16 protein-coding genes are annotated in these 16,234 nt (G+C 52.6%); 11 read left to right on the top strand and 5 right to left on the bottom strand.

Going from position 1 to position 16,234, the window contains the following annotated elements:
- The first annotated feature begins 58 nt into the window (after positions 1–58).
- The 3 genes from NI000_RS06450 to NI000_RS06440 are packed head-to-tail and all read left to right on the top strand — an operon-like array spanning position 59 to position 1,025.
- Entirely contained in the window at positions 59–349 is a 291-nt protein-coding gene (locus tag NI000_RS06450) for a nucleoside-diphosphate sugar epimerase (protein ID WP_253408818.1), read from the top strand.
- A gap of 38 nt (positions 350–387) precedes the next feature.
- Positions 388–711 (top strand): hypothetical protein, encoded by a 324-nt coding sequence (locus tag NI000_RS06445; protein WP_253408816.1) that lies wholly within the window; start codon positions 388–390, stop codon positions 709–711.
- A 17-nt stretch (positions 712–728) separates the two neighbouring features.
- Positions 729–1,025, top strand: a complete 297-nt coding sequence (locus NI000_RS06440) for a hypothetical protein (protein ID WP_253408815.1) — start codon at positions 729–731, stop codon at positions 1,023–1,025.
- Between the two features lie 35 nt (positions 1,026–1,060).
- On the opposite strand, the gene NI000_RS06435 is transcribed toward NI000_RS06440, so the two are convergent.
- Positions 1,061–2,098, bottom strand: coding sequence for a ketoacyl-ACP synthase III (locus tag NI000_RS06435; RefSeq protein ID WP_253408813.1), 1,038 nt, complete (start codon positions 2,096–2,098; stop codon positions 1,061–1,063).
- Positions 2,099–2,374: 276 nt separating this feature from the next.
- Between NI000_RS06435 and NI000_RS06430 the strand changes: the two genes are divergently transcribed.
- The gene (locus NI000_RS06430; RefSeq protein WP_253408811.1) at positions 2,375–4,201 is read left to right on the top strand and encodes an APC family permease; all 1,827 of its coding nucleotides are present in this window, start codon (positions 2,375–2,377) and stop codon (positions 4,199–4,201) included.
- A gap of 79 nt (positions 4,202–4,280) precedes the next feature.
- Here NI000_RS06430 and NI000_RS06425 read toward each other — a convergent pair whose 3' ends face one another.
- Positions 4,281–4,850, bottom strand: a complete 570-nt coding sequence (locus NI000_RS06425) for a hypothetical protein (RefSeq protein ID WP_253408809.1) — start codon at positions 4,848–4,850, stop codon at positions 4,281–4,283.
- 244 nt (positions 4,851–5,094) lie between these two features.
- Between NI000_RS06425 and NI000_RS06420 the strand changes: the two genes are divergently transcribed.
- Positions 5,095–6,210, top strand: a complete 1,116-nt coding sequence (locus NI000_RS06420) for a DegT/DnrJ/EryC1/StrS family aminotransferase (RefSeq protein ID WP_309247877.1) — start codon at positions 5,095–5,097, stop codon at positions 6,208–6,210.
- A 402-nt stretch (positions 6,211–6,612) separates the two neighbouring features.
- On the opposite strand, the gene NI000_RS06415 is transcribed toward NI000_RS06420, so the two are convergent.
- Entirely contained in the window at positions 6,613–6,858 is a 246-nt protein-coding gene (locus NI000_RS06415; protein ID WP_253408806.1) for a hypothetical protein, read from the bottom strand.
- A 406-nt stretch (positions 6,859–7,264) separates the two neighbouring features.
- Between NI000_RS06415 and NI000_RS06410 the strand changes: the two genes are divergently transcribed.
- Positions 7,265–8,320 (top strand): DNA-binding protein, encoded by a 1,056-nt coding sequence (locus tag NI000_RS06410; protein WP_253408804.1) that lies wholly within the window; start codon positions 7,265–7,267, stop codon positions 8,318–8,320.
- 216 nt (positions 8,321–8,536) lie between these two features.
- Here the strand turns inward: NI000_RS06410 and neuC are convergent, their stop codons facing one another.
- Positions 8,537–9,679, bottom strand: coding sequence for a UDP-N-acetylglucosamine 2-epimerase (neuC, locus tag NI000_RS06405; protein ID WP_253408802.1), 1,143 nt, complete (start codon positions 9,677–9,679; stop codon positions 8,537–8,539).
- 8 nt (positions 9,680–9,687) lie between these two features.
- Entirely contained in the window at positions 9,688–10,800 is a 1,113-nt protein-coding gene (locus tag NI000_RS06400; RefSeq protein WP_253408801.1) for a DegT/DnrJ/EryC1/StrS family aminotransferase, read from the bottom strand.
- Between the two features lie 169 nt (positions 10,801–10,969).
- Between NI000_RS06400 and NI000_RS06395 the strand changes: the two genes are divergently transcribed.
- Genes NI000_RS06395 through NI000_RS06375 form a run of 5 tightly spaced genes read left to right on the top strand, consistent with a single transcriptional unit; the run spans position 10,970 to position 16,197 of the window.
- The gene (locus tag NI000_RS06395; RefSeq protein ID WP_253408799.1) at positions 10,970–12,022 is read left to right on the top strand and encodes a polysaccharide biosynthesis protein; all 1,053 of its coding nucleotides are present in this window, start codon (positions 10,970–10,972) and stop codon (positions 12,020–12,022) included.
- On the top strand, positions 12,019–13,335 hold the full coding sequence (locus tag NI000_RS06390) for a glutamate-1-semialdehyde 2,1-aminomutase (RefSeq protein ID WP_253408797.1): 1,317 nt from the start codon (positions 12,019–12,021) through the stop codon (positions 13,333–13,335). The genes NI000_RS06395 and NI000_RS06390 overlap by 4 nt, the downstream gene beginning before the upstream one ends.
- Positions 13,336–13,350: 15 nt before the next feature.
- On the top strand, positions 13,351–14,322 hold the full coding sequence (locus NI000_RS06385; RefSeq protein ID WP_301292357.1) for a Gfo/Idh/MocA family protein: 972 nt from the start codon (positions 13,351–13,353) through the stop codon (positions 14,320–14,322).
- A 13-nt stretch (positions 14,323–14,335) separates the two neighbouring features.
- Complete coding sequence (locus NI000_RS06380) at positions 14,336–15,148, top strand: cytidylyltransferase domain-containing protein (protein WP_253408793.1); 813 nt, start codon at positions 14,336–14,338, stop codon at positions 15,146–15,148.
- On the top strand, positions 15,148–16,197 hold the full coding sequence (locus NI000_RS06375; protein ID WP_253408792.1) for an N-acetylneuraminate synthase family protein: 1,050 nt from the start codon (positions 15,148–15,150) through the stop codon (positions 16,195–16,197). Before NI000_RS06380 ends, NI000_RS06375 begins: the two co-directional genes overlap by 1 nt.
- Positions 16,198–16,234: the final 37 nt, after the last annotated feature.

Raw genomic sequence — 16,234 nt, 5'->3', positions numbered from 1 at the left:
ACGCATAGGATACTAGGAAAGCGGAGCGCATTCGGCCGGCGAGGAGGTGGAGGGAACGATGCATCGGCAAGTGACCAGGATGATCCGGCATATGGCGGCGTCCCAGCAGGAAATGGCCAACATTCTCGAAGCCAATCGGCATGTGGCCGTACGCATGGCCCAATTGGTTCACGACATTCCGCCCAACAACCCTTCCTTTCAGGATATCCAGTCGCTGACGGAGCATTCCTTGAATGTCTCGAAAAGCATCGCGGGTTATTTAAGCGGACTCGCCGATCTGGAGGAGGCGCTGGCGGAGCATATGGCGGTCATTGTCAAAATCGTTGAAATCCCGGACGACGAGGAATGAATCCGCATCCCGTTGTCCGAAGGAAGAGGGGGTTATACGTGAGCAGAATCGAAAGCTACCATAAAATGCTGCAAGCCGCTTCCCAATTCCAATACAACATCGCATTGATTCTGGAAGCCAAAGCGCTGGAGGCTTCGCGTTCGTGCCAATGGATATCCGGACATTTGTCCGGCGCCCACTTCGAGGACCATGGCGACCAAGTGAAGAAATTGCTGGAAGTGCACGATCAGATGATCGAAGTGATCGAAGGCATGACGAAGATGGAGATGGCGCTTGCCAAGCATTTGCACATCCTACTGGTAGGCAGCGAGGCGGGTGGAACGGGTTCGGTAAATGGGGACGGAGGAAATTATTATTCGTGAGGAAGCGGAGACTCCCAATGAATTGGCATGAAGAGGAAAATAAAGTAAAGCTCCATATTCTTCATTCGCTCGCCCGCAGCCAGCGTGCGCTGGCCCGCATGATCGAAAGCATGGCCGATGTCGTGGAGGGCTCCGAGGAAGCGGCTCGCAGACTTTTGGTGCACATTGAGTCGATCAGCCGGTATCAGCGCCAAATTGCCATGAAAATGACCGGAGTTCGCATACGCCGCCGCTTGCGGCGCGGAATTCCGGGAAAGCCTTGGCTTGGCGAAAAGGTGAGGAAGACCGTGTTAAGAGAGAGAGTCCGTACCTAACCTCAGGGAGGAAGGACGGACTCTTTTTTGCATGTTTAGGCTGTCGGAGACAGCGCCTTCCAGCGGAGCAGCAGCCCGCCGTAAACGAGCCCTCCACCGAAGCCGAACAACAGAACGGTATCGCCGTCCTTCAGCTTCTGTTCCCGGGTAGCTTCTTCAAGCGCAAGCGGAATTGTCGCGGCGGACGTATTGCCGTACTTCTCGATCGTATGCAGCGTCCGCTCTATAGGAATCCCCATCTTCTCGCATACGGAATCGATGATGCGGAGGTTGGCGCTATGCGGGACGAACCAGTCGATCCGATCCGTGGACAAGCCGGTTTGGCTCAGCAGGTCGTTTACGCCTTTCGGAATCGTTTGAACGGCGAATTTGTACACCTCGCGGCCGTTCTGGACAAGCTTGCCGCTCGTATTCACCGGGTTGCCTTCCATATGATCGGCAAGCAGGGAGCGATAAATGTGCGCCCCGCCGGTGCCGTCGGTACCGCCCGTATAGGCAATAAACTGAGGGCTGGAAGCGCCAGAATCGTCCCGTTCGAGCAGGACCGCTCCGGCACCGTCGCCGAACAGCACGCACGTCGTACGGTCCGTATAGTCGACGATCTTGGACAGGGCGTCGGCGCCGATGACGAGCGCCTTGCGATGCAGGCCGGAAGCGATCATCCCGTTAGCCAGATGCAGGCCGTATACGAATCCGGCGCAGGCGGCGCTTAAATCGAAGGAGGTCGTCTGCTTCATGCCGAAATGCGCCTGAATCCGGCAGGCGGTGGCAGGGAAAGCGAAATCCGGCGTACTGGTGCCGACGATCAGCAGATCGACATCCTCCAGCACGGCGCCGTAACGGTCAACAAGCTGCTGCACCGCCCCGATGCACAAGTGGCTCGTATACTCTTCCGGCGCGCTGATGCGCCGCTCGCGGATGCCCGTGCGCTGTACGATCCATTCGTCGTTGGTTTCGACCATGCGTTCCAGATCGGCATTCGTCAGACGGCGTTCGGGAACGTAGCTGCCGATGGCGGTAATCCGGGAGCGGTAAAGTGTCGAAGAGGAAGCAGATTGAACAGATGGTTCCATTCGGGTTCACCTCGTTAAATGTAATGTAAAATAAATTGCCTGATATCATGAGTTAGTATTAGTACCTGGTATTAAAAATAATACTTCGATTTCTAGCTTCTGTCAATTGGCTGATGACCCTATGTTGACTTTGGGTACAGGGGATAGTTCTGAGGCATTCAGTAAATAAAAAAATGAAAATTGTAGAAACTAAGGAACGCGAAGGTTTTGGGATTGATCGGCAGCACGACAAAGCGGGTAATAAAGGTCAAATTGTTATAAGGGTGGTGTCATCGGATGTTTTCTTCTTTAAAGCGATTCCTTATTGGACGACCCTTAAAGTCCGATGAATTGGGGGAGCAAAAGCTTACCAAGCTGAAGGCATTGGCCATCCTTTCCTCCGATGCGCTATCGTCGGTGGCTTATGGCCCGGAGCAGATCCTGTTAGTTCTCATGACGGTCAGTGCCGCCGCATTCTGGTATTCGCTCCCGATTGCAGTGGGGGTTTTAATCTTATTGGTGGCTTTAATTTTATCGTACAGGCAAATTATTTTTGCCTATCCTCATGGCGGGGGAGCCTATGTCGTCTCCAAGGAGAATCTAGGGTTGTACCCCGGATTAATCGCCGGAGGCTCCTTGCTTGTGGATTATATATTAACGGTGGCTGTGAGCGTGTCCGCAGGCACGGATGCGATTACGTCCGCCTTTCCCAGCTTGCATCCCTATACGGTCATCATCGCCGTTGCCTTCGTTCTATTTATTACCATCCTCAATCTAAGAGGGGTGACCGAATCGGCTTCGATCTTGGCTTATCCCGTTTATTTATTCGTCTTGGCGTTATTTATTTTAATTGGCGTAGGCATATATCACATTGCTGCAGGAAACGTATCCACCGATCTTCATACGCCAGTGGGCGCACCGGTAGCCGGGATCGGGTTATTCCTGCTTCTCCGAGCGTTCGCCTCGGGCAGCTCTGCCTTAACGGGAGTAGAGGCCATATCGAATGCCATTCCTAACTTCAAAGACCCGGCACCGAACAATGCGGCGAGAACGTTAATCGCGATGGGCTCCTTGCTGGCCCTGTTATTTTCGGGAATCGTCTACCTGGCTTACTATTACGGAGTTGTCCCGCGGCCGGAAGTTACCGTCGTCTCGCAAATCGCCGAACAGACCTTCGGCCGAAATGTTATGTATTTTTTCATTCAAGGGACGACGGCCCTGATCCTGATCCTTGCTGCCAATACCGGCTACTCGGCTTTCCCGTTGCTCGCGGTAAATCTGGCCAAGGATAGGTTTATCCCGAGAATGTTCACGATCCGGGGAGACCGGTTGGGCTATTCGAATGGAATTATCATTCTCGGCTTGTTGTCCATTGTGTTAATTGTCGCTTTCAAAGGACAAACCGAACATCTCATTCCGCTGTATGCGGTCGGCGTATTTATCCCTTTTACCTTGTCCCAGACGGGCATGATGGTCAAATGGTTTCGCGAGAAGCCGAAAGGATGGGTTTCGAAGCTTCTTATTAATTCAATCGGCGCTTTGATTAGTTTACTGGTCAGCATCATTTTCTTCGTTACCAAATTCGCGCAGGTATGGTCCGTCTTGGTCTTCTTGCCCGTCATCATCCTCATTTTCCACCGCATCCGGAAGCACTATGAGGACGTAGGGGACCAACTAAGAATCAGCACTTGCGAACCTGCCCTGTCCATTGAAGGCAATGTCATGATTCTCCCTGTGGCCGGTATTACCCAAGTGGTGGAAAACTCCTTAAACTATGTCAAGTCGCTTTCCCCGCACCAGATCATAGCCGTCCATGTTCCTTTTAACAGAGAAGACGAAGCTATGTTTGAAGAAAAATGGAAAAAGTGGCAGCCCGATATTAGACTGGTTACCCTGCATTCTCCTTATCGAAGTATTATTCAGCCGCTGACTAAATTTATCGATACGGTGCAACGCAAAGCAAGTGAGTCCCACTACCAGGTTACGGTTGTGATCCCACAGTTCATTCCCAAGAAGGGATGGCATAATATTTTGCATAACCAGTCAAGCCTGCTGATACGAGCACACCTGCTCTTTCGAAGGGATGTCATTGTTACGACCGTACCGTATCACTTGAAGAAATAGTACCGGCAAGCGCAAAACAAACACCCGCATCCATTCGGACGCGGGTGTTTGCGCTGCAAAGCAGGTGTATCGTTTTCGGTTACGTGCCGACAACGGCGCTCAGTGCTCTGTAGTTTGCAGTCATCGTAACCCCGACGCCGAGAAGCGTGGTAGGGGTTACTCGAAGTGTATAGGAATGTGTACCGAGCGTAGGAGTATCTGTAAAGAGGATACTTCCGGTGACATGACCCGCGCCTAAAAGGGCCGTTACGGCGTCCAGCGTTTGAGTCAGAAATACCGTCGCCAGCAGGGTTTGGTCTACCGTACCGAAGTCTCTGTACAAATTCACCGTATAGAGAGTATCAAGTGCGACGAGTGCCGTTGTTGCGATGCTAAAGTTGCCATTGATTTGCGCCGTATCGTTAAGAGCGGTAAACGTAACGCCGGGCAGCGTAATCAGGGTCGTTTCGACTCCGTTCGGAAGTCCCAGCGCAGCCGCAGTTTGAACGCCGGTCACATCCGTTGCCGGTCCAGCAGGTCCTGTCGGTCCCGTAGGTCCAGTTTGGCCCGTCGGTCCGGTAGGTCCGGTAGGTCCGGTTTGGCCCGTCGGTCCAGTTTGGCCTGTTACACCAGTCAACCCGGTAAGGCCGGTCAGTCCTGTTTCACCCACGTGAATCACTCCTTTTCTGTAAGATACTAAATCATATGAGTGGACAATAGAAACCGCCACGGTACATGCCTTGGAGATAGCCGCGTATTTATTGATCTGAACTCTTGCCCTCCTCTACGAAAATCGTTTCTTCCTACCGCCTCCCATAGGTTTCCGTACAGGCGTTCCGAAGAGGAATGCATATGATGAACAAATGGATATGCCGTGGTTTAGCACCGTACCATCATTGAAGGAGGAAATCAATGTGGATAAATTTTATCCTGTTGCACTGCCTATCTTGAACGGCAATGAGAAGAAATACGTGATGGATTGTCTCGATTCGACGTGGATCTCCTCTAACGGATCATATATCAAGCGTTTCGAAGAAGAATTCGCCGCCTTCTGCCAGGTGAAGCACGCCATCGCCTGCAGCAACGGAACGACGGCGCTGCATCTGGCTTTGCTCGCGCACGGCGTGGGGCCGGGCGACGAGATTATCGTCCCTACGTTAACGTTCGTCGCTACGGCCAATGCGGTCACCTATTGCGGTGCGAGGCCGGTGTTCGTCGATTCGGAGCCGGAGACCTGGAACATCGATCCGAAGCGGATCGAAGAACGGATTACGCCGAGAACGAAGGGCATCGTCACGGTCCATCTCTACGGGCATCCTGCCGACATGGACCCGATTCGGGAGCTTGCGCAGCAGTACGGCTTATTCGTCATGGAAGATGCGGCTGAAGCGTTGGGTGCCGAGTATAAGGGACAGCGTACCGGGGGACTGGGGGACAGCGCGATCTTCAGCTTGTTCGGCAACAAGATCATTACGACAGGCGAAGGCGGGGTATTGACGACGAACGACGCTGCGCTTGCGGACCGGGCCCGGCTGCTTCGGGGACAGGGGATGGACCCGCAACGCCGTTATTTCCATGCCGTCATTGGGTACAATTACCGGATGACCAACATTCAAGCGGCCATCGGCTGTGCGCAATTACAAAACGCGGAATGGCATATCGCGCAGAGACTGCGGATTGCAGACCACTATACCAAGTATTTGCGGGATTGCAGCGCTCTTGCACTGCCTGTCCAGCAGGATTGGGCGAAGAACGTCTATTGGCTGTTCAGCGTCGTGCTGCGCGAAGGCTCGGAGGCCGAGCGCGATGAAGTCATCCGTCGGCTCCAGCTCCGAGGGATCGAGAGCCGGCCGTTCTTTTATCCGATGCACGTGCTGCCGCCCTACGAGAAGCTTCAATCCGCGTCTGAGTTTCCGGTGGCGGGCCGGATTGCCGCTCAAGGCATCAATCTCCCGAGCTACGGCACGCTAACCGAAGCCGATGTGAGATATATTAGTTCTACGCTGCTAGATATCGTTTCAAGTCTTTGACACTTTTTAAAAGGAATCATAAAAAGGCTCGCATCCAGTCCAATTTGGGGATCGAGGGAAACAAGACTTGCCTACTCCAACCGTATTGAGTGCCAGTGTAGGGGTATGTACGGCGCATATGAGTTCATGCAGCAGTGAATCAGCGAGCATGGACGGGAGGCCGTGCAATCGATCTTCAATCTGAAGGATGTGGCCGTCATTCGCGTTAATCCACGCCAAGAAGCTATTTGTCCCGATTGCGGACAGATTTTGCGGGCACCGCACTACTACTGCTACTGGAGCTACGGATGCTGTAGGCAACCTATGTGACGTGGATGTTGGGATGACCAACACTCTGAGGACCTGACAACAGGTCCTTTTTTGTGCTACAACGTTACATAGGTGAGAAAATTGGAGGACTGACTAGTTTTCGATCCGCATTTCTTCTAGCATTTTTTGAATTCCTTGTTGCTCGTTCGTACCGTCGACTTCATACAACATGAGTAGAATCATTTTTCTTAGCCCTGAAGAATATTCCATTTTTTCAGCTAAGTACAAGGCGGAAAGCAGATCCTTAATGCCGCAGCTTCTTCTTCCATGTTTAAAATTGTAGATGGCTTTTTCGTACCAAAAGCGGAATAATTGTTTTCTTTTAATATGAGTTGTCACGATATCCGGATGGGGGATTCTTTCACAGAAGCGATTCTGGCGGTGGAGTACTTCTTCACTCGAGGATTACAAACCCGAAGAGGTCACATAAGGTGAGCTTAATGAATTGCATGAGTAAAAGTAATCATTCGACTCTCGTTCTTTTTACGAAGTTTATTTCTTTATGATTTTTATTGACCGGACTCGAAGCCAATTAAGAAGCTTCCCCACCAAAATATTTGACCACACTGCTTGAATAACAATCTTCCTCTATTATCGTCCTTACACGTCGTAAGCATGCGTTAGTTCGATTTTTTGCGCTTTCAAGCCCTCCATCTCGACGGATTTCTTAACAAAAGATTGATGAAAAACATTGTTTTTTGCATTCTTATTTGTTAAAATTTAACTATTAAGGGAGGTAAAAGAAATGGAGCGACAGCCTGATGTTACCTGTCTAGGATCGGATGTCGATCTTTCACATTATTTTTCTATGGCAGAGCATCTTTACAAGGCCGGAAGGAAGCAAGAGGCAGTTCCCTTGTTCCGTCATGTCATCGATAACGTGAAGGATACCCACCATCCGCAATACATCATGAGCCAATTTCGGTTATTTCAGTCTCTTATTGGCATCGGATCAGAAGAAAACAAAGAAGCATTGGCTAGATTTGAGTCTCATTATTTATATCTGCCGGAAGATGTGAAGCTGGATGCCTTGCTACAAATGGCAAACGTCTATTACACTTTATGGAACTGGAAAAAAGTCGAAAGATATGCAGATGAATTAAGAACCTTGGCTAGAACCATCTACGATAGACAGCTTGAAAATAAAAAAAATAACACACTTCCTGAAATTCTACAATCCGAGCGTCATTTAGTAGTGTATTATGGACAAGGGTTCCTTCTAAAAGGAGTCGCCCTAACCATGCAAGAACGGTGTGAAGAAGCGAAACGCTATGTCTCGGAATATTCCGATCTTGGATGGTTTGAATTCCTTGACGAACACGGACACAAGGAGGTCGAGAAATTTCGCATATGGGGCAAGGCGAATATGTACAATCTCGAATTAAAATGCGGGAATGACAAAGTCCTTACTGAATTGTCAGAATTTTTAGATGAGAACCCCATCGAATTACTTCCAAGTCTATTAACGGTTATCGAATCAGCAAACCTATACAACTTTAAGGTCGATGAATTATTAGCAAAATTCTGTGTGAAGCTTCCCCCTATCAACACTTCCGTTACATACATAAATGGTACGCAATTATTTCACTTCTGGTATGAGAAAGCGGTATACAGTTTTAGAAATCAACAAATCATAACTGGATTGAATGAATTATTATACGCATTATACCTTTCTCAAAAGATGAAGCATTACTCAGGCTTCGAAAGGTGTGTTTCCTTATTTGCGAAGCATGCCGATTACGCGACGGAACAACAAAAAAGGCATTACCGAAATCTATTGGAGGGAGTGTCGGATCTATGAAAAAAGTATGGGTATCCTTAGTTATGGGGTTACTTTTATTCAGCGGTGTGTCCGGTACAATGCTTCAACAGCCTGAGTCTGTAATTACTAATGCTCATAACGGAGTAGGCCATTAAATCAACTTAAACTTTGGAAAGAGTTTTTTAGCTTCTCAAGTATACCTACTAAAAAAATCGCCCTCTACTTGCCATTTCGGCCAAGAAGAGGGCGATTTTTTCAATTCAACTTATTCCAAACCCCAGGCAGCGTTTGAAGACGAGCGAGCTGCTCGGCCAATTCCTTCTCCGGCTGAGCCGTAAGGTCGTACGGGTTGCGGAGCCCTGGCAGGCGTCCCCGGTTTAACTGCGTGGCGATGGTTTGTTCAATCCGGGCGGCATCGAATGGGACGGATACGACGTTATCTGCCGCTTCCCGTCCGTGCTGACGGTTGCCGATGTTGATGGCCGGGAGGCCAAAGAAGGGCGATTCGATAATCGCACTGCTGCTGTTGCCGATCATCAGGTCGACGTGTCCGAGCAGAAATAAAAACTGATCGTCCGGAATCGAAGGGTAATAGCGGATATGCGAATGCTCCCCGGCAAAGGCTAGCAGTTTCTCGCGAAACAAGTCGCCGCCAGAGTCGCTGTTCGGGCCAATCACATAGTTCGCATGGCCGGCATGAGGGCTTAGTCCCTTCAATACGGTGGAAATCTGCTCTTCGTAGGAAAGCTGCTCCTTGGAGTCCGGATGGATACACAGCAGCAGCTTGCGTGACGGCGAGCTCAGCCCGTAGGCTTCGGTCCAGCGGCGTGCCGTCGCTTCATCTAATTGCTTGACCTGTTCGATTTGCCGTTTGCGCATCGAGCCGATCGGGATAATGCGCCAGTCCGCTTCTCCCATTTGAAGCAAGAATCGCTTGGCCTGAAGGGAGGCGACGAAGTGAAGGTGCGCCAGCTTGCTGATGGCATGCCGCACCGCGTCGTCTGCCGACCCGCTCTGCTCTCCGCCGTGCAGATGGACGATGCCGATATTTTGATAATGGGCGGCAATCGCGGCAGCCAGCATTTCGCCTCGGTCGCCGAGCAGCAGCACGGCATCGGGCTTGCTTCGCTGCAGAATGTCGGAGAAGTGCAGCAAGCCAAGCCCCAGCGATTTGCTCATCGCTTCGCGCGAATCGCCCTTCATCAGAATGGACGGCGCAGCAATCACGGGGAAGGCGTCCTTACGAATTTCCGTGATCGTCTCCCCGTATTCGGAGTGCAGGTGCATCCCCGTCACGATCAGCTCCAATTGAAATCTCGGATCGCTTCGGAGCTCCAGCAGCGCAGGGCGAATGATTCCGTAATCGGCGCGGGTTCCGGTCACATAAACGATATGCAAGCTTCCACCTATCCTTTCTGCAGTGCCATGGCGAGCTGGCCGATCACGTATCGTTGTTCTTCCTCGGTCAACCGCGTATGGAACGGAATGGCGATCGTCCGCTTAGCCATCTGTTCCGTCACGGGAAATGCTCCGGCCTCGAAGAGAAATGATTTCCGATAGCACGGCTGCAAATGAATGGCCGGAAAATAAGGCTTCGACTGGATGCCCTTGTCATGCAGGAAGCGGATGACCCGGGCCTGATCGGCGCCTTCCGGCAAAATGACCACAAAGACGAACCAACTGATTTTACATTCCTCAAGAGCCTGCGGAAGGGTAACGGGAACCTGGTATTCCCGAAGAAGCTCTTTGTACCGCTCCGCCTTTTCCTCCCTCTTGCGCAACAGCTCGGATAGCCGCTCCATCTGGGCGACGCCAACGGCGGCTTGAAGATCGGACATCCGGTAATTGTAGCCGACCTGCGTATGCTCCAGCCAGCCGTCCTCCGGCGCCCTGCCCTGGTTGCGCAGGCTGTAGGCCGCGTTTGCGACATCCTCCCGCTGCGTGACCAGAATTCCCCCTTCACCGGTCGTCACCTGCTTGTTGGCATAGAAGGCGAACACCCCCGCATCCCCGAACGTTCCTGCTTTTTTGCCTTTCCATTCGGCCCCCAAAGCTTCGCAGGCATCTTCGATCACATGCAGATTATGCTTCTTGGCAATTCGCATCAGTTCGTCCATCCGACACGTTTGGCCGAAGACATGAACGGCTAAAATGGCCCTCGTGCGAGGGGTAATGGCGCTTTCGATCTGTCTTGTATCCATATTTAACGTATGCGGGTCAATATCGACGAAGATGGGGACGGCTCCTTCGAACAACAAACAATTGGAAGAAGCGATGAAGCTGTAAGGCGTCGTAATGACTTCATCGCCGGATTTCAAGCCGAGCGCTTTCACCGCCACGTGCAAAGCGCTTGTTCCGCTGTTCATCGCGACGGCGTGCGGGATCTGCAATTGCTGCCGGAAGGCATCCTCAAATCTAGCAAGCTTTTCTCCGAAACTAAGCTGGCCCGAGTCTAGCACTTCGAGAACATATTGTTTTTCCAGATCGGTCAGATCCGGGCGGGCTAACGGCACGAACATAGTCGTTTCAACCCTTCCTAGTTGGCATTGATATGTTTAGTGTATGTCTATCTCTCAAAAAGGTTATTGGAAAATGCACATTCTTACCAAATTTTCAAAGGTTCAACCGTTGTCCATGACCCTCTGGTTGTCCGGAACATATGAATAGTTGTAGAAAGGTGGAGAGTCAATGATAGCTACTAGGGAGATGCTCTACTCTTTTTTTTCCAACCAATCGATATTGGTAACAGGCGGCACGGGCTCCATCGGTCGGGGGATTGTCGAAGCGCTTCTATCCTATCGGCCTAAGCGGATTGTCGTGTTCAGCAAAGACGACAGCAAGCAATATATGATGAAGCTCAGCTATGAAAATGATCCTATTGTTTCGTTTTGCTTGGGTGATATCCGGGACTACGAGAGTGTGGAGAACGCGACCGTGGGCATGGATATGGTGTTTCACACCGCGGCGTTAAAACAAGTTTCCGTATGTGAAAACTTTCCGTATGAGACGGTAAAGACCAATATTATAGGAAGCGAAAATGTGATCCGCGCCGCCATCCGCAATGGAGTGAAGAAGGTAGTGAATATCAGCACGGATAAGGTGGTGAATACGTACAACGCGCTCGGAGCTTCGAAGCTCATCGCCGAGAAGCTGTTCGCCAGCGCCAACGCCCATCCCGCGAACCGGCAGACCCGGCTATGCACCATCCGGTTCGGCAATGTGATTGGAAGCCGGGGATCGGTTCTGCCCATTTTTCTCGATCAGGTAAGCCAGGGGAGGCCGATCACGGTCACCAACCGCAAGATGACACGTTTTTTCATTACAATCCCCGAAGCGGTCGACCGTATGATGAAGGCGGCTTACTACTGCCAAGGAGGGGAAACGTTCGTACTGAAAATGAAGTCGTTCCGAATCGGCGAGTTGGCGGATGCCCTCTGCGATTATTTCGGCGAGTCGGGCGTCAGACCGCGGATTCAGACCATCGGATTGCGGCCTGGCGAGAAATTCCACGAAGAGCTGATTTTTGACTGCGAACGCGAGCGGGTTCTTGAGGACGGCGAATTGTACGCCGTCTTCCCGACGGAAGCTGATGCAGCCGGGACGTATCTGCATTTCAATCCGGCGTCGATCCATACCTACCGCTCGAATCAAGGCGCTCACATTACGAAAGACGAGTTAAAAAGCATTGTCGCTCAAGAGCATCAAAAATATCGGGTTCGTCGTGGCGGTGGATCAGAATGAAGGCCGAACGTTTTCTGAGATCGGCAGATCTAGCCAAGAAAGCTGCCCGCCTTATTCCGGCAGGATGCCACACGTACAGCAAAGGAGCGGATCAGTTTCCGCAGCTCGCTCCCGGCTTTATTCAATCCGGCAGCGGCGCTTGGGTGACGGACGTCGATCATAACACGTTTCTGGATTGGGGCATGGGCTTGCGTTCCGTTTCGCTGGGCTATGATTATCCCCGCGTGACCCGGAAGGTGATGGAGCACGTGCGTCGCGGCAGCAATTTCACCAGACCGTCTCCGATCGAGGTCGAGGTGGCAGAGCTGTTAACGGATATGATTCCGTCTGCGGATATGGTGAAGTTCGCCAAAAACGGCTCGGACGTGACGACAGCGGCGATCCGGCTCAGCCGGGCCTACACCGGACGTAAGCGGGTCGCTTATTGCAAGGAGCACCCCTTCTTCAGCTTCGACGATTGGTTTATCGGTACGACCCCATGCGATAACGGCATCCCGGATCAACTGTCGGAGCTGTCGGTTCCTTTTCACTATAACGATATTGCAAGCCTGGAACGTATTTTCCAGCAGTACCCTGACGATATCGCGGCCGTGATTATGGAGCCCTTGACCGGCGAGCGTCCCGCCGCCGACTTTTTGCAGCGGGTCCGTCAGCTTACGCAGCAGCACGGTGCGGTGCTTGTCTTTGACGAAATGATCACAGGCTTCCGGTTCGGACTGCCCGGGGCGCAAACGGCGTTCGGCGTCGAACCGGACCTGTCGACGTTCGGCAAAGCGATCGGCAACGGATTTTCCTGCGCGGTGCTGGCCGGGAAACGGGAAATTATGGAACTGGGCGGACTCGATCATCCGCACACCCGCACTTTCCTGTTGTCGGCGACCAACGCGGCGGAGACGCATGCCCTCGCTGCCGTCCAAGAAACGGTGCTAGAGTTCCAGGAGAAAGACATTATCGGTCATATCGAACGTATCGGGAAGGAGCTGATGGCCGGTTGGCGGCAAGTGACCGCCATTCACGGACTTGAGCGTTATTTGCAAATCGTCGGTTACCCCAACAGTCCGGTCATTGTCTGCAAGGATGGGCAGGAGAATTCGTCCTTCGCTTTCCGCACCGTTTTTCTTCAGGAAATGATTCGGGAGGGCGTGCTTATGCCCTATGTCTCGATCAGCTACTCGCATGGCGGAAGCGAAGTGGCGAAGACTCTCGAAGCGTTGGATCAAACGTGCAAGGCATACAAGAAGGCGCTGGAGCAAGGCGCGCAATCCGTATTGGTCGGCCCGGCGGTGAAACCGGTCTTTCGTAAATTTAATTAAAAGGAAGCGATTCGCATGTTCTTAGTTATTGGTCTTGGGTCGATGGGAAAACGAAGAGTGCGGGATTTGCTCGCTCTGTCGGGACAACGTGTCATTGGCTTCGATCCCCGTCCGGACAGACGCGCGGAAGCGGAAGAGAAATTCGGCATTGAAACGTTCGACTCGGTCGAACGGGCGCTGGAGCTTGAACCGCGTGCGCTCATCATTTCCACGCCTCCCGATCGGCACATGCCCTATGCGCATCTGGCTGCGGATTTGGGGCTCCCGTTCTTTACGGAGGCAAGCGTGACGAAGGACGGCATTCCGGAGCTGGTTTCCAAGCTGCGGGAGAAGCCCGGACTTGTCGCCGCCCCCTCCTGTACGATGCGGTTTCATCCCGCAGTGGCTTTGCTCTCCAAGCTTGTCAACGACAAGGCGGCAGGCGGGAACTGCTTCTTTATGTACCATTCCGGGCAATACTTGCCCGATTGGCATCCCCACGAAGATTATCGCACGTTCTATGTTTCGCGCAAGGAGACGGGGGGCTGCCGGGAAATCGTGCCTTTCGAATGGGTCTGGCTCACTTCGCTGTTCGGGCCGATCCGGGGCGGCTTTTCTCTGAAACGAAAAGTGACCACGCTGGAGACCGATATTGACGACGTGTACCAGATGGTCATGGAATTCGCAGACGGCACCTCGGGGCAAGTTACGGTCGATGTCGTGTCGCGCAAAGCGACGAGAGCCTTCTCCCTGCTTGGAGAGCAGGGGACGATACATTGGAATTTCTTCGATTCGGCGGTAGAGGTATACGACGGGACACGGCGAACGACCAGGCGGATTCCGGTCCTGAGCGGCGACAGGCCGTTCCAGTATGAGGATATGTATATGAATGAAATGCGGGCTTTCCTGGAAGCTATCGCAGGCGGGAAGCCGTTCCCTCACGATTATGAGCAGGATTTGGCTTTGTTGGAATGGCTCGAGCAATTCGAGCGCGGAAAGTTAAGCTGAAGGCGGTGGAACCATGAAAATCGGCATGCTGATCACGGCCCGAAATAAATCGACGCGGCTTCCGCTCAAGCTCTTGTACGAAATCGGGGGCAAACGGGTGATCGATCGGGTGATCGAACGGTGCAAGGCTGTTTCGTTCGTCGATCAGGTCATCCTGTGCACCTCCCCGCATCCGCAGGATGCGCTTCTTGCGGAGACGGCTGTAAAACATGGCATTTATTACTTTACAGGCGATCCGGAGGACGTTCTTCGGCGGCTGTACGATGCGGCGACTTTTTTTAGTCTGGATTATGTGTTGTCCATTACGGCGGACGATCCGTTCTTCTCGGTCGAATATGCCAACCGGCTTGCGAATCAGGCCAAATTGACGACTCCGGACTATATGGCGGTCGAAGGGCTCCCGATCGGCGCAGGCTTATACGGGATTCGTTATGAGGCATTGAAGACGGTGATTGAATTCAAGCATCGTACCGACACCGAAATATGGGGCTATTGGTTGAACCGTCCGGACCTGTTTGACGTTCATTTGTTTCAAGCGGAGGCGGCGGAAGCCCGGGACATCCGGCTTACTTTGGATACGGCGGACGATCTCGCTTTTTTACGGTCCTTGGCGGAACATGTGAGCCCGCATGGAGGCATGAGCTACCGATCGCTGCTCTCTGCGGCCGACCGGATGCCTGCGGAGCTGTTCGTCAACCGTCATGTGCAGCAGCTGAGGCCGCCCGATGCGGTTATTGAGGATATCAACGAGCGCTATGCGAAGAATAGGGAGCTGTTCGTCGCGATCAAGGAAGGCAATTATCTCAAACAACGGAGGAATCGCTGATGGCGCGGTTACTTGACCTATTGGAGCAGTTGCGGAATGGGACGAAGACGTCCATGTATTGGATTGCGGAGCCCGCCTACGTCCACCAAGGGGAATACGATTACTTGCTGCGTTTGATCGATGCGTTGGCAGGCCAGGGGGCAGACGCGGTCAAGTTCCATATTATGCTGAATCCGGACGAATATATGGTTCCGGAGCATCCGCTGTATAAGGAACTGCAGAAGTGGTTGTTCACCCGCGAACAATGGCGGGAGCTGTTTGCGCGCTGCCGCAAGCATGGCATGGAAATCGTCGGACTGGCCGACGAGCTGCCTTCGCTGGAATTTCTCATCGAAGAAAATGCGGAGGCTATCGCCATCCATGCGACCAGCATCAACGACACGTATATGCTCAAGGGGCTTGCGCAAGCGCAGCAGCCGCTTTTCGTCGGGATCGGCGGAATCTCGTTTACGGAGATCCAGTATATGCTGAAGCTGCTCGGCGACAAGCGGAATCTCATGATGATGTATGGCATCCAGGAATATCCGACGCCCCTCGAGCATGTGCATTTACAGAAGCTTCCTTTATATGAAGCGAAGTTTCAATGCCCGGTCGGCTATGCGGACCATACGGCAAGCCGGGAAAAGCTCGGCCGTTATCTGGCCTTCGCGACGGCTTACGGTCTCGGCGCGCGCTTGTTCGAGCAGCATGTGACGCTCGATCTGTCTGTCAAGCGGGAGGACGACGAGGCGGCCCTGGAGCCGGACGCGTTTGCCGAGCTGCGCGGGCAGCTGGAGCTCGTCTCGCGCATGACCGGCTCTGCGGTCATGAATATCGGCACGGAGGAGCGGGCGTATTTCTCCGCCGTCCGCAAGTGTCTCGTCGCAGGCCAGGATCTTCCGCAAGGAACCCTCCTCACGGAGCAGCATATCAAATACAAGCGGACGCAAACGCAGGGCGATATGGATCAAAGAGATATTGTTCACTTGCTGGGCAAGACGCTGCAGCAGCCGGTCCGCAAAGGAGACGCATTCTGTTGGCATCATCTTGGCGAGAACGGGCGGCCGTGATGCGGATGTCCGCATGACGGACGGCCCAACATCGTCG

The organism is Paenibacillus tyrphae (assembly GCF_024158745.1).
Taxonomy (GTDB): Bacteria; Bacillota; Bacilli; order Paenibacillales; family NBRC-103111; genus Paenibacillus_G; species Paenibacillus_G tyrfis_A.
Note: the sequence above shows the minus strand (reverse complement) of the source record. Positions and strands in the feature narration are given on the sequence as shown.